The organism is Rheinheimera sp. SA_1 (assembly GCF_001669775.1).
Lineage (GTDB): Bacteria > Pseudomonadota > Gammaproteobacteria > Enterobacterales > Alteromonadaceae > Pararheinheimera.
On sequence record NZ_LXWK01000011.1, the window covers coordinates 906,227 to 920,748 of the forward strand.

At 52.6% G+C, this 14,522-nt stretch carries 8 protein-coding genes; all 8 read right to left on the bottom strand.

Translation table 11 applies throughout. From position 1 onward, the window contains the following. Positions 1-44 precede the first annotated feature (44 nt). Positions 45-2,354, bottom strand: coding sequence for a GH92 family glycosyl hydrolase (locus A5320_RS04940; RefSeq protein ID WP_197489977.1), 2,310 nt, complete (start codon positions 2,352-2,354; stop codon positions 45-47). A 5-nt stretch (positions 2,355-2,359) separates the two neighbouring features. Beyond that, on the bottom strand, positions 2,360-4,150 hold the full coding sequence (locus A5320_RS04945; protein WP_068061710.1) for a sodium:solute symporter family protein: 1,791 nt from the start codon (positions 4,148-4,150) through the stop codon (positions 2,360-2,362). Next, positions 4,147-6,780 carry a beta-mannosidase gene (locus tag A5320_RS04950; protein ID WP_157605641.1) on the bottom strand — a complete coding sequence of 878 codons (2,634 nt, stop codon included), beginning with the start codon at positions 6,778-6,780 and terminating at the stop codon, positions 4,147-4,149. The genes A5320_RS04945 and A5320_RS04950 overlap by 4 nt, the downstream gene beginning before the upstream one ends. Positions 6,781-6,791: 11 nt before the next feature. Beyond that, a complete protein-coding gene (locus A5320_RS04955; protein ID WP_068061712.1) occupies positions 6,792-7,616 on the bottom strand; it encodes a copper homeostasis protein CutC in 825 nt (274 codons plus the stop codon). Then, positions 7,613-9,466 (bottom strand): endo-beta-N-acetylglucosaminidase, encoded by a 1,854-nt coding sequence (locus tag A5320_RS04960; RefSeq protein WP_068061715.1) that lies wholly within the window; start codon positions 9,464-9,466, stop codon positions 7,613-7,615. Before A5320_RS04960 ends, A5320_RS04955 begins: the two co-directional genes overlap by 4 nt. Then, complete coding sequence (locus A5320_RS04965) at positions 9,463-10,488, bottom strand: N(4)-(beta-N-acetylglucosaminyl)-L-asparaginase (RefSeq protein WP_068061718.1); 1,026 nt, start codon at positions 10,486-10,488, stop codon at positions 9,463-9,465. Before A5320_RS04965 ends, A5320_RS04960 begins: the two co-directional genes overlap by 4 nt. Further along, entirely contained in the window at positions 10,485-11,441 is a 957-nt protein-coding gene (locus tag A5320_RS04970) for a BadF/BadG/BcrA/BcrD ATPase family protein (protein WP_197489978.1), read from the bottom strand. Before A5320_RS04970 ends, A5320_RS04965 begins: the two co-directional genes overlap by 4 nt. A gap of 170 nt (positions 11,442-11,611) precedes the next feature. Beyond that, positions 11,612-14,350 carry a discoidin domain-containing protein gene (locus A5320_RS04975; RefSeq protein WP_068061720.1) on the bottom strand — a complete coding sequence of 913 codons (2,739 nt, stop codon included), beginning with the start codon at positions 14,348-14,350 and terminating at the stop codon, positions 11,612-11,614. Positions 14,351-14,522: the final 172 nt, after the last annotated feature.

The following is a 14,522-nucleotide window of genomic DNA, read 5'->3' on the forward strand; positions in this document are numbered from 1 at the left end:
AGACTTCTGTTAACAATTGACTCTGACCCCCTAGTTAATCCGCTTTAAGGCAGAACTACAGGCCCAAACTCAAAGTGCAAGGTACCACCTTGCATCAGCTGTTGGTAGTTCAGCACCTGCCCTGCAATCCGCTGGCCATTCCAATATACAGCTGAGACATACTCGCCTGGTGCCGCCGCTGCAGCGGTGATCTGCAGCGACTTTCCATGATCAAGCTTAAGTGTGACATCCGAAAACTGCGGCGTGCCCAGCACCAAGTCGCCACCAACCGGGTTCAGTGGATAAAAACCCAAAGCGCTAAACACATACCAGGCCGACATCTGACCTAAATCGTCATTGCCAGCCAGGCCATTTGGCTCGGCGCGATACATGCTGTCGCGGATTTGTTTGATCCGTGCTTCACCTTGCCATTTTTTGCCGGTAAAAGCATAGAGATAAGGCACATGATGTACCGGTTCGTTGCCATGGGCGTACTGGCCGATTAAGCCGGTGATATCCGGCGATACATCCCCCTCCATCTTTGAACTCATGCTAAACAGCGTATCGAGTTTTTCGGTGAACTTCGCTTCGCCTCCATAAAGCGCCATTAAACCCGGCACATCGTGCGGCACAAAAAAGGTGTATTGCCAGGCGTTGGCTTCAGTGTAATCGGTGGTGCGATGCGCCACATAAATCGGATTAAACGGACTCACCCATGCGCCTTGGCTGGTTTTGCCGCGGAAAAAGCCCGTGCTGGCATCAAACAGTTGCCGATAAAACAAAGCCCGTTTCGCGAAATAATCGGCGTCGGCCTGCTGCCCGGCCGCTTCGGCTATTTTCGAAATTGCATGGTCGTCAAAAGCATATTCCAGCGTTTTGGAAACAGCTTCGACGTCCAGATCTGAAGGCACAAAACCGTATTTGCCGAATAAATCGATGCCAAAGCGGGACTGCTGCGCCGACGCTTTGGCCGCCTGCAGAATACGCCCGGCTGTAGCTGTGGTGAGGCCTTTAAGATAAGCATCCGCCAACACCGGCACCGCATGATAGCCAATCATCACATCGGTTTCGTTCGACATCAGATCCCAGGTCGGCAGCAAACCGGTTTCATCATAAAAACCCAATAACGAGTGCATCATCGGGTCAACACGCGAAGGATCGGTGATGGTCAATAGCGGATGCAAAGCCCGGAAGGTATCCCACAGCGAAAACAACGTATAACGCGGAATTTGCTTCTGGTTGCCATCAACCATCGGCTGATGTACCGCGCCATCGGCACCAAAATAGCGGCCATCGACATCGCTGAATAACTGCGGTGCCAGATAGCTATGATAAAGCGCGGTATAGAACTTGGTTTTGGCAACTTCGTCAGGATCGTTCACCTGAAAGCGCCCCAACTGCGTCGCCCAGCGCTGGGCAGCTTCTGCTTTCACCCGGTCAAACGAAAAATGCGGCACTTCTGCGGCTAAGTTAGCTTTGGCACCATCAATACTGACATACGAGAGCGCCACTTTGCCGACCAGCGACTGGCCGGGCAAAGCGCCAAAATCGAGCACTGCCTGGCCTTTTTCGGTTTGCAGCAACTGGCCTTTGACCGCTTTGCCATCCTGATACAACTGCGCGGCAAACGGCTGGTTAAAGGTGGCGACAAAATATAGCGGCTGGTATTTAGCCCAACCGGTAGAAATACGATAACCGCTGATGGTGTAGGCATCTTCTACCTTTAACATAGTCACTACTGACTTGTCGTAATTCTGGGCATAACCCAAATCGAGCAGCAGTTTGGCCTTTTCACTGTTGCTATAACTATAGCGATGCACGCCCACCCGCTCGGTCGCGCTGAGCTCTGCTTTCACGCTAAGTTTTGGTAGATTTAGCTGATAAAAACCCGGGCTGGCTTGTTCATCGGCATGGTCGTATATCGCAAACGGCCGTTTGTGCTGGTTTTTTTGTTGCGCTTCATAATCGCCTTGCAGTGGCATCAGCAAAATATCTAATAAATCGCCAACGCCGGTGCCGGATAAGTGGGTGTGGCTAAAGCCAATCAGCACATTGTCAGAATAATGGTAACCCGAGGTCCAGTCCCAGCCCTTACTTGGGTTGTCCGGACTCAGTTGCACCATACCAAAAGGCACCACAGCGCCCGGAAACGTATGTCCATGACCGCCGGTGGCGATAAAAGGATCGACGTATTTCAGCACATCCAAAGCAGCTGGACTGGCTGCTGACGACGCTGCCGAAATTGCTTTGGAGTTCGTTGGATTTAACGCTGTTTCCGGTGCCGCACAGCCGCCCAAAACCAGCGTCAATGCGAGCGAAATGCCAAAGCAGCGGCTACGGCTTCGGTTGAAGCCGGTGAAAATTGAGCTATTCAATGGGATTAATCCTTGAGTTTATCGAGCCAGTTGATTTTCAGGAACCAGGAGGTTGCCAGTAGCACCAATAGCGCCGCCCAGAAACCTTGCCATTGCTGCATCACCAGACAAATCGGTAGCACCACCAACATCAATTGCCAGCCGGTACCCACCACAATATTCACCGCATCACGGCCGGGTGTTTGGTCTGGGAAAAAGTCAGGATCAGCCGCCAGCGCTTTGGCTTTAATCGGCGCCCAGAAACCCCAGGGCCGCACCTGAGTGTAAAAGCTTACCAGCACAGCTTCGTCATCGGCAGGTGTCAATAAAGTCCCGGCGATGGAGCCGACAAGACCCGCCAGCAATAACCAGGGAAACGCCAGCAACGGCTGTAAATCCGGCCACAACAACGGCAATAACATCGACGCAATCAGCCCCGACAACATACCCCAGAAATAACCGTAGGCATTAAAGCGCCACCAGTGCCATTTCAGTAAATTGGCCGCGGCGTAACCACCAAACAGCGCACCAAAAATCCACTGCATAATGTCGTTAATCGATTCCAGCAGCAGCCCAAGCGCCACACCAATCACCACCAACAACACTGACACCAAATGGCTAATGCGGATATATTCTTTGGTCGAGCCTTCCGGGCGGAGGTACTTTTTGTAGATATCGTTGACAAAATAGGCCGGCGCCGCGTTTAACGATGCCGAAAACGTCGACATAAAGGCCGCCAGCAAACCAGCAATTAACAAGCCTGCCAGCCCAACCGGTACAAAGCGTTCGATGGCGTAGGGCAACAACTGTTCAAAATCAAACCCAGCACCCGCTGCCTGAATTTCCGGCTGCATATACACCAACGCCAAAGCGGCAAAACCTGCCACCATCATGTAGCGTGGGATAAACATCACCAACGAGACCAAACCACTCATCTTGGCTGCTTCCGACGGGCTTTTTGCCGCCAGAATCCGTTGCATATCATAGTTCGGCACCGGCCCGGCCATGCTGAATAACACGCCTTTGAACAACATCATCATCAACATCAGACCAAATAAATCCAGCCCATCGTTGGCAATTTTGTCGTTGACCGAGTCAATCAGCCCGCTCCAGTTTAAATCGAGGTTCCAGCCAAACCATAAACTGTCCCAACCCTCTGGCGTCGCAGCCGCTAGTTGCTCCGGACTGACTTGCTGCATCGCAATCACCCCGACGGCAACGGCGGCAATGGTCATCAGCACAAACTGCAGTAACTCGGTAAACACCACGCCGTACATGCCGCCTTTCACCACATACAAAGTGGTCACCGCAAAAATAAGCAGCGCATAAGTGTCTGGCGATAAATCCCATGGCAGGAAAATGGCGGCAAATTTACCAATACCTTTAAAACCATAAGCGATAAAACCAATGGCGCTGACGATGGCAAACACCACCACCACCAGTTGACAGAGTTCGGCGCCACGGCCGGTGCCAAAGCGGGTTTGCAGCCATTCGGCGCCGGTCATCGCATTGGAGCGGCGTAACCAGGCCGACAGATACACCATCAAAAATACCTGGTTAAAAATCGGCCAAATCCACGGCAACCAGGCACTTTTCAGGCCATAAACAAAACAGACGGTGACCAGCCACATGGTACCGGCAATATCAAACATGCCCGAAGCATTGGACACCCCGAGCATCCACCAAGGCATGGTTTTGCCACCGAGAAAATAGGAATTCAGATCTTTACTGGCCCGCCGTGAAATCCACAAACCCAGCCACAAGGTGCCAATCAGATACAGCAGGATAATGGCGTGATCAATCCAGACCAGATTCATACCGGCGCTCCGTTGCCTGCTGTACTTTGATAAAGAGTGCTTTGATAGCTATCCACCAGCGACCGCACCCGCAGTTGCGACGCAAGCGCCAGTATTTGGGCGCTGGTTAAATCTGCAATAACCGCAGTGACCACGACCGGCTCATTTGCCAGCAAATCGATAAAGTTATCTGAGAAATTCAGCACCTTGCCCTCCAGATCCGGTAATTCCAGTAACACTTGCCGCAGCAGGGTATGGCTTTGCAAGTGCACTGTGAGCAGACCATCGACAGCGCTGATCTGTAACTGGGCGGCTGCTTGCTGCAACTGTAGTTCCCGATTAGGCCGGAAAAAATGCAGATTGTCTGTTAAAACCCGACCATCGGCAGAGGACAGCAGTTGAGCGTGCAGCACGAGTTGTCGGTCATCGGCTAATTTTGTCAGCTCGGCCAGTGACCACTGCTGGACTTGGGTCACTTGCAATGGCGCGACGCTGATTTGCTGTGACTGCTGGAACAAAACTTGGCCACTAAAATCCAACAACCTTAGGTGTAAGGTGGCGGCAATCGCAAGCGGACTATCGGACACTAGCTTGAGGCTTAACTGCTGATGTTGTTCACTAAGATGTTCACTAAAAACCAGACTTTGCGCCCGGAAACTACGCGCCGCCTGATAATGCAGCGCCTTCCAGCTGCCGTAATAATCAATGCCAGACCAGGAAGCGGCCGGCCAGGTATCATTCAGTTGCCAATACAAAGTCCCCATACAAAATGGCATCGCCGCGCGGTGTGCATCAAAGGCGAGTTTCAGCCCAAGCGCTTGTTGCACCTGACTTAAATACAATAACTGCTCGAAATCCTTCGGCTGTTGATACTCATCGGCCAGATAACTTTGAATGAGTTTATTGCCGCGTGGATGTTTCTGATGCACCGTCAACATCGGCGATTCCAACCGCTGCTCGGCTTGGGGTAAAAACTTATCGACCGAACTTTGCAGTGGAAAGGACTGAAAACCATATTCACTCATAAAACGTGGAATACGTTTCTGATACTCGGTAAAGGGTTGTTCACCATGCCAGACGCCCCAAAAATGGTGGTTAGCGAGATGATCGGCATCGTCTTCCCAAAAACTGATCGGCGATGAGCGCAGATAAAACCTTGCAGGATCTAGCTGCTTAACCAAACCCGGCAGCAACTGGCCAAATAACTGACAATAGTCCTGTTTTAACTTGCTGAATAACGCTTCGGAATAACCAAATTTCTGCGGCCAATCCCAACGGGCAATACCCATATCCACTTCGTTATTACCGCACCACATCGCGATACAGGCATGATTACGCAGCCGTTTAATATTGTAGCGAGCTTCCCGTTCGACATTGGCCAAAAATTCCATGTCGCCTGGATATAAACTACAGGCAAACATAAAGTCCTGCCAAATCAACACGCCATGCTGATCTGCCAGTTGGTAAAACTGCTCATCCTGATAAAAACCACCACCCCAGACCCGCAGCATATTCATCTTGGCCGCGCTGACTGCCGCAAACTCACGCTGATAATCGGCAGCGGTTAAACTGCCCGGAAATGCACTGGCCGGAATATAGTTGGCGCCTTTCATAAACACTGGCAAACCATTGACCTTAAAGTAAAAGCTTTGGCCATCGACATCGTTTTCGTTGATGACTTCTACTGTGCGAAGGCCAATCTGCAAGCAGCGTTCTGCCAGCAACTGTTGGCTGTTTGCATCACACACCGCCACCGAAAACGGATATAAATACGCTTCACCAAGCCCGGCTGGCCACCACAGTTGTGGTTGCAGCATCTGCAGCTGCCAGTGAAATTGCTGCTGGCCAGCGGCGAATTCTAACCTAACAGTTTGCTTTAGTTCGGGTCTTACGCTGCATTGCAGCTGCAGCTGATATTGCCCCGGCGTCAGCACCGTAAAATCCAGATCGAACTGCAGACTGGCCTCAGCTGGAGTTAAAGCAAGCTGGGTAAACTGCAAATCGTCAATTTTCACCGCCTGATGCCCGACTAAAGCGATGCCCCGCCAAATGCCACTGCTGACAAAACGTGGACCCCAGTCCCAGCCAAAATGGCACGGTGCCTTGCGCACATAGACACTGAGCTTGTCGTCAGATTTATCGTTTTCGGCCGGATACACCATGCCAGACGCCAGCTGCAGCGGTTTCACTTTATTAATTGGTGAATGGAAATAAATCTGCAGCAGATTGCAGCCAGCAACCAGTAACGACTGACAATCCAGCTGATAACCAACAAACATATTGTCGGTGCTGGCGAGCAGTTGGCCGTTTAGGTAAATGTCGGCGAAAGTATCCAGCCCCAAAGCTTCCAACTGCCAGACACGACTTTGTAGTTCCGCTGCGCTTAACTGAAATTCGCGCCGGTAGACCCAATCTTTTTGTTCAATCCACTGCAACTGCGTTTCGTGATCGGCTTGCATGGGATCCGGGATCAGCGCATTGGCAAATAGATCGGTGAAATTGCAGCCGGGTACTGTGGCCGGATGCCAGGCATCGCTACCGGCCTCTGAAAAACTCCAGCTGCCGGTTAAATCCAGGCGGCGGGTTGCCGGGCTGGCGACTGTTGCTACGGAATGGGTGCAAAATGCGCTATCACTGTGAGCTTGGTTCATAAGGTCCATACTTAACGATAAATGTGGGGTATTGCAGCTGTCGCAACCAGCGCCGCGACCTTGTGCTGGTCGATCCGCCCGTCGGTTAACACCGCCGAATAGCAATGAAATGAATAACATCCGGCCACGCTGATGCCTGGCGTAAGTTGCATGAGTTGTTTGAGTTGGTTGCGCAGCGTGCTGACATTGGTGAGCGTGACGCCGCCACCAATCACCAGCTGCGGCGCCTGTGCTTTGGCGGTTAGTTGTAAATCCTGTTGCAGTTGCGGGAGCCCTTCGATCGCACCCAAGCCGCTATCCCAGGCACAACCGGCGGTCAGCACCCGCTGCACATCAAGCTGTTGTAACCGCAGCAGTGCAGCTGCCCTGGTTGGAAAAGGCAACACATCAAAGGCACGGTGGAAATTGACCGTTAATTTCAAATCTGCCGCTTGCGCCAGCAAGATGCGCAACAACGGCCAGTCGATTTCAATCTGTCCATTGGAGGACTGGCGCAGCACACCCAACACCACCGCATCAGCACCCGCTTCAGCCAGTGCCGATAGTTGCTGTTGCATCAGCGCAACGTCGCCTGCCTGATAATAAAAATCACCACCGCGTGGCCTTAACATCGCGACTAATCCGGGCGTATTGCCCCAGGCTTGCCGGGCAATTTTTACCGCTTCGACGGTTGGGGTGAGTCCTTGTTCGTGCATCGCACCACAGAGTTCTAGTCTGGTCGCGCAGCCCGCCTTCGCAGCTTGAACCTGGGTCGCTAATGTCGATAGATCATCGCAATTGACGCAAATTTCGATGTCGATACCGGCAAGTTGCTGCAAAGATGCTGTAAAACTCATGGCAATAACTCCAGCTGGCCTAATCGAAAGCTAGGTTTGCTGTTAGCGGGCCATTGCAGACCAATCCTGACCAGTTCGCGGCCAGCCAGTTGTGGCAGAGCCACGCCAAGCTGTTGCCACTGACTGTTGCCAATAGCTGTTCCGGTGAGCGGGAATAATTCACGATGACCATCGGCGAATTGCAGATAGAGCTGCACTTGATGAAGGGTTGATTGAGCGGTGCCGGTTTTTGGCTGAAACACCAGTCGTAACTGAGTGTTTGCCCCCAACCGCAACTGCGTCTGATACAGCGGAATATCGGCATCGCCGGCGGTGGAGGTTTCAAGCAGCAGCGAGCTGCCACCTTGCCAGGCTTGGTCAAAATCGTAATTCACCGCGACTTTAGCCGAGCCAAACACCGCAAACTGCCAGCTGGGCGCAATGTCCTGACGGCTGATATCGGTCCAGCCTGCACCGGACTTTTGGCCTTTTTCAAACCAATGTTGCCCCTGACCAGTATTAAAGCTAGTTACAAAAGGCAAACTGCTGATCACAGATTTGGCCGGAAGATATTTGCTTAGACCAGCCCAACCGCTGCTGTCGACCACTGCGCTATTGAGATCATCACCGGCAAATAACCGTTGTTCGGTTTGGTAAAAGCGGCGGTGATCGCTGGCATCTTCAGCAAAATTGCTAAATGCAGGTCGCTTCGGCTCACCGCTGAAATTAAAATTCACATTAGGCGCAAACAGCGCAATCGAGCCATAAGCGCTACTTTGCTGGTGCGTGCTGCGCGCTGAAGTAACAGGTTTAAATAACCAATCCAGCCACTTGCTTTCACTAAAAGCGCGTTGGGCATCCCGGCTTGGCCATAAATCCACACCAAAATAAACCTCATAGCGCGAGCGGCCTAACGCATCCGCTTTGGCAGCAGACTGCTGCACCATCGCGGCATTCCACCAATAATTCAGGAACATCGCGTCAGCTGACGTGACTTTACCTTGTTGTAAATACTGCTGATTTTTCTCATTTAACGCGTTTTGCCAGCGCACCCGGCCATCGGCAATCATTGAATCGTACCAATGAATTTCCATACCTTGCGGCGCAATCGCAGTCAGATATTGCATAAACGCCAACATCCTTGCAGCTAGTTCGGCGCCACGTTTGGCGTCTTTCTGCCCTTTGACTAACTGATTCTGCGCATCTTTGACTGCGGTTAAATCGGTCTCTTGATTCACCAGCCACCCGTCAAAACCATAATATTGCGCGATGGCGACCAGCTGATGCGCCTGCACAAACCGGCCCTGGGCATCCTGTTCTAATAACTTTTCGACGGTATCCGGACTGCCACCCCACTGCGCGATGCCCAAAAATACCGAGCCGATGACTTTGACGCCATTTTTATGCGCGGTATCGACCCAAGGCCGTGCCGGAATTTGCACTGTTAAATCGGCAGTACCGGCGAACCAGTTCAGCACGTCAATTTGCGCCCAGTTGCTGAAATTGTAGAGATTAAATTTCGGCTGCGCTTGCAGGTAATTGCCAAAATTGTTCATGCCATCCGGCGCATACAGCACTTTTGCCTGGGTATCTTGCCGACTATCCTGCAGTTGGTTTTCCGGGATTAACGGCGCGACAAAACGCCGGGCCAGCGGTTGGCGCGAAATATTGGCGGCCGCTGCTAATTCAGATTGCGGCGACCATTGTTTGAGCTGCGCCAGCGTTAAGGCAAACGGCGGTTGGTCAGGGATGATTTGAACTTGCGCTGCAGTCACCGGCGCAGCCGTTTGCGGCGATTGTGTCGCAGCCGCTTGTACCGAAGGCAAACAACCCAGCATGCTGATAGCTAACGTCAGCAACCGCAACCTCATGCTTTGGCTCCGGCGCTCTGATTTAACAGGTTATCCGCATCTAATAAGGTCGCCGAACCTTGCGCCTGCACGGCATAGTTAAAACCAGGCTGGATGCAAAAAGCGCCACTATCACCGGTTTTACTCAATGCTAAAAAACCAACCTGAAATTTGGCAAAATCCGGCAAGCGGGCGGCAATGCGTTCGACCGCTTTGCGGCAAGCTTCTTTGGGGCTTAAACCCTGCCGCATCAGCTCAACCACCAAATGACAGCCGACAGTTTTCATCATCAGCTCGCCTTGGCCGGTGGCTGTGGCGGCACCGACTTCGTTGTCGACATACAATCCGGCACCAATAATTGGTGAGTCGCCAACCCGTCCCGGCAGCTTGTAAGCCGCACCACTGGTGGTACAGGCACCTGCCAGATTGCCGTGGCTATCGAGTGCCAGCATGCCAATAGTGTCGTGGTTTTCAACATTAATTTGCGGTTTGGCGGCACCGGATGTTAGCCACTGCTGCCAGTCGGCTTTACTTTGTTCAGTTAGTAAATTCTCTTCAATAAAACCCTGAGCTTTGGCAAATTGCTGCGCCCCTTCGCCGACCAGCATCACATGGGAGGTTTGCTCCATCACTTTGCGCGCGACTGAAATCGGATGTTTAATCCGTTTTAAATAGGCCACAGCACCGCAATTCATCTGGTGATCCATAATGCAGGCATCCAGCGTCACTTCGCCTGACGCATCCGGATAACCGCCCAGGCCAACAGTTCTGACATTCGGATCCGCTTCCGGCACCCGTACGCCCTGCTCAACCGCATCCAGCGCGGTGCCGCCGCTACTTAAGATCTGCCAGGCTGCAGCATTGGCCGGCATACCGTGTTCCCAGGTGGAGACGACTATTGGTTGTTTAGGCATTGGCGTTTTGCCAGGTACCGCCGATTTACCACCGGCCGTTGTGGCCGCAAGGGTTTTCTGACTGAGCAGCAGCGCGGAAATCATCCCGCCGATGGCTGATAACTTCAAAAAATCACGTCTGTTACTCATCGGATGCTTTCCTGCTTTTCTTGATGCCATTGGGTTTTCGCGAAACTGAGCGCGCCAAGACCGGGTGCGGCTTGCTGATACTGGATTTTTTGCTGTAAAGCGCTGGGTAAATACGGCAATAACCGTGGTGCGATGCCACCGACCATGGTGATTTGCAAAACACCGGCATCTAAAAAGCGCTGACTGACTTTTTCGATAAAAGCAGCCGCCTGGCTAATCAAATGTAAGGCTTGCGCGTCGCCTTGTTCAGCACACTGAAACACCAGCGGCGCCAGCTGTGCATATTGACCAGGTGTTGCCTTTAGCATCACTTCAGCCAGTTGTTGCTGGCTGCGGCCGTGAAAAACCGCCTCGGTCAGTAAACTGGTTTCTGCCAAACCATCGGCGGCCAATAACGCCAGTTTGACCGCCTCCAATCCCAGGCCTGAGCCCGAACCGGTGCAGTTGATCGGAAAACCAAAACCACCAATCGCCAGTTTTTCGCCAGCGACTGAGCCCAATGCACTAAACCCGGTGCCGAGAATAATCACCGCGCCATCGGCTTCGCCATAAGCGCCTAAAGCGGCAATATCCAAATCTGTGGTCAGATACAAGCGCGCAAACGGATGTTGCCAGGTCGCCAACTTTTGCTGCATTGACGGCAGATGCAACCCCGCCAAACCCGCCCCGACCACCAGTTGCGAGAGCAATGTTGGCGCTAACCCGGCGGCAATCAGCGCTTGCTCGGCGGCTAACACAATCGCATCCAAAGCTTGTTGATAACCATTGACCGGATTGGCAGCGCCGGCCTGCCCTTGCCCCAACAACTCACCTGCGGCATTTTGCAGCCAGGCGCGGCAATTGCTGCCACCACCGTCGATGCCGAGAAATAATGGCGGAGTCGCCAGCATTACTTTGCTGGTAGTTGTGTTGACCTTAGATGTTGGATTGATTAATAAACGACTGGCCGACATCGGCATACTCCTGGCACTTAAAAATAAAAATCGGTTTCCCCAGCATACAAACAAAAATGCAATGCACTGACAAAACACGATAAAAACAAGAAAAAAACTTCATTCACCGAACGAAGGGCTGCATCAGTCCGTCCATGGCTGACGCAGCTGTATCACGATAACTACATCACTTACTCAAGCACCGGCCCCAGCAATTCCAGTTCCGCGACTTGCGTTAAGCTGTCGTTGCCTTTGTTTTTGCTGATGTCGACTTTGTAGTGCTGATAGGCACGGCCATTGCCAAAACTCAGCACTTGCCGCTCATAGCGACCAGCGAAGTTCAGACCGGCAACGTCGGTGATTTTCACCCAGGTGGTACCGTCGTTGGATCCCAACAAGCTGAAGTTTTCAATGTCACGACTTGGCGCATCGTTGGCACTGGTAATAGCGACGGCACTGACAATCTGACTTTGTGCCAGACCGACACTAACCCAGGCCGGTGCTGCAACAGTCGGCGCGCCACCGTTGTCCAGCCATTTGGTCAGATGATTGTTATCAAACACCTGCTCGCCACTTTCTGAAGGGCTGATCGCAGCGCGGGCTTTAATGGTCACGCCAGGTAATGACGATACATCTTGCGCCACGTAATCCGGGCCAATCAGCTCGATTTCAGCGATTTGCATCAGGCTGTCGTTGCCTTTATTTTTGGTGATATTCAACCGGTAATAACTAAAACCAACGTCATTGCTGAACGGGAACTGCTGCCGGGTTAAGCGGCTAGCAAAACTAACTCCGGCCCAGCTTTGTAATTTCACCCAGTACACACCATCCATTGATGCTTCCAGACTGAAGTTTTCCGGATCACGGCTGTCAGCATCGTTGGCACTGGTGATCGCCAGTAAATTCACCGCTTTGGCTTCCGGCAATTTCGCCATCACCCAGGTTGGCAATTCAACAGAAGGCACGCCTTTGTTATCGAGCCATTTGGTGGAGGTTTTATCGTCAAAAGCTTTGTCCGGGCTTTCCGCATCACCAATGGCACCGCGGGCAGTGATGATGGCGCCGGTGGAATGATCTTTGGCAGCAATTTGCGGCCCAATCAGCTCCACTTCAGCCACTTGCATCAAAGTGTCGTTGCCTTTGTTTTTGGTGATATTCAGCCGGTAGCTGCTAAATGCCAGGCTGTTGCCGGTGCTAAAAGTCCGGCGCTCGGCTCTTTTACTGAAACTTTCACCGGCAAAAGTCGCGACTGTGCTCCAGCTGGCGCCACCGTCGTTGGAACCTTGCAGATTGAAGTTTTCCGGGTCACGGCTGTCAGCGTCATTGGCACTGGTCAGTGCCAGGGTGCCAACAGCTTTTGCTTCGGCCAAATCGATTTGTACCCAGGACGGCGCATCAACGGTTGGAATACCTTTGTTATCCAGCCACTTGGTTTTGCCATCGTTGTCAAACACCCGGTCAGCACTTTCGCTGGCACTAATAGCCCCGCGCGACGTGATATTGCCACCGGCATCCGTGTGATCAACATCGGCATACACCGGGCCAATCAGCTCGATTTCGGCCAGCTGCATCAGGCTGTCATTGCCTTTGTTTTTGGTGATATTGACCCGGTATTGGCGGTAAGCCAGGGTGTTACTAAAACCAAAATCCTGGGTTTGATAACGTTCAGCAAAACTGACCCCAGCGAAGCTTGCCAATGGTGTCCAGCTGACGCCATCGTTGGAGCCTTCAATGTTAAAGTTCTCTGGGTCACGGCTATCGGCATCATTGGCGCTGGTGATCGACAAAGTACTAACCGGCACCGCTTCGGCAAATTTCACAATGGCCCATGACGGAGCTTCGACCGACGGAATACCTTTGTTATCAAGCCACTTGGTTTTGCTATCGCCATCAAAGGCTTTGCCAATGGCTTCACCTTCGCCGATAGCACCACGGGCAGTGATGGTCGCAGTGGCGATGCGGTCAGCAGTGGTGTATTCACGCACCGGACCACCGGCTTTGAGTTCAGCCACTAACGGCAATTTCAGGTCGATTAGTTTCGTCGCATCAAGGCCAAGTTCAGTGATCACCGGGTGTAACGCCCAGGCCGCCAGTACTTTTTCACGCAGGGCCACCGCAGCTTCAAAATCACCGGCAGCGGCGCGGGTCACTAAAGCTGCACTGGCGGTTAAGTTGGCCTGCAGGTTTTCACCTGGCGCAAAATCAGCAAAAGCGGCGTTGAGTAACGACAGCAGTTTGGTGTTGTTGCTAGCAGTTTGCAGATTTGCTGCCGCCTCAGCACTGACCAAAGCTTCGGTGAACAGGTTGAGGTTGTTGGCTTCCACCCCTAAAATCCGCAGCAATAATGACGAGTATTCCAGCTGCGCCGGCGCCAGACTTTCCAGAGCGCTAATCGAACGGCCCTGCGTAATCGCCTGAGTTAACAAGCCAGTGGCTAAGGTGCTCAGCGCATTGGCCTGAAACGCCGCATCGGTTTTACCATCAGCGGTGGCGCCTAAAGTGGCTTTGATCCAAACCAGACTTTGTAGCTGTAAAGTGCCAAGTGCAGCGCCGTTGAGGCTTTGGCCAAGCGCAATATCACCACAACGCACTGCGTCGCAGACCATTTTACTATTGGCGTCGGTGCTGACCGTCACGCGGTACAAGCCGTTAAAGGCATAACCTGGTGCTGAGGTCAGTTTTAAGTTGCTGATGAGGCCTTTGGCATCGGTCACGGCGCTGCCGTCTAACGTCACGCTGGTGCCGTTGACAGCAGCCAGCGCCACTTTTGCACCACTTAAAGTGCCTTTCACCGCGGCACCACTCAGTTCTGCCACTGTGCTGGCCGGGGTTGGATGCGCTGTTGGATCCGGATCTTTACCGGCGCCACCACAGCCACCCAGCAGCAGGGCTGTTGCCACTGCAATACTGCTTAATTGAAAATTTTTCATACAAAATCCTGTGTTAATGATGATGTCGCTGCCCTGGCCGGTATACCCTTCATCCTTGAAGATACGGGGTTGTTGGCAGCGTGCTCTCGCTGAAGCGTCAGTCCGACCCAGTCACATAGAACAGCTATGCTCCGGGCCGGGCTGGCGATCCAGCCTCGCTCACTTGCCACCT

Coding starts and splice junctions, on each gene's coding strand:
- A5320_RS04945 (WP_068061710.1), bottom strand. CDS start 4,150: ATGAATCTGGTCTGGATTGATCACGCCATTATCCTGCTGTATCTGATT.
- A5320_RS04950 (WP_157605641.1), bottom strand. CDS start 6,780: ATGAACCAAGCTCACAGTGATAGCGCATTTTGCACCCATTCCGTAGCA.
- A5320_RS04955 (WP_068061712.1), bottom strand. CDS start 7,616: ATGAGTTTTACAGCATCTTTGCAGCAACTTGCCGGTATCGACATCGAA.
- A5320_RS04960 (WP_068061715.1), bottom strand. CDS start 9,466: ATGAGGTTGCGGTTGCTGACGTTAGCTATCAGCATGCTGGGTTGTTTG.
- A5320_RS04965 (WP_068061718.1), bottom strand. CDS start 10,488: ATGAGTAACAGACGTGATTTTTTGAAGTTATCAGCCATCGGCGGGATG.
- A5320_RS04970 (WP_197489978.1), bottom strand. CDS start 11,441: ATGTCGGCCAGTCGTTTATTAATCAATCCAACATCTAAGGTCAACACA.
- A5320_RS04975 (WP_068061720.1), bottom strand. CDS start 14,350: ATGAAAAATTTTCAATTAAGCAGTATTGCAGTGGCAACAGCCCTGCTG.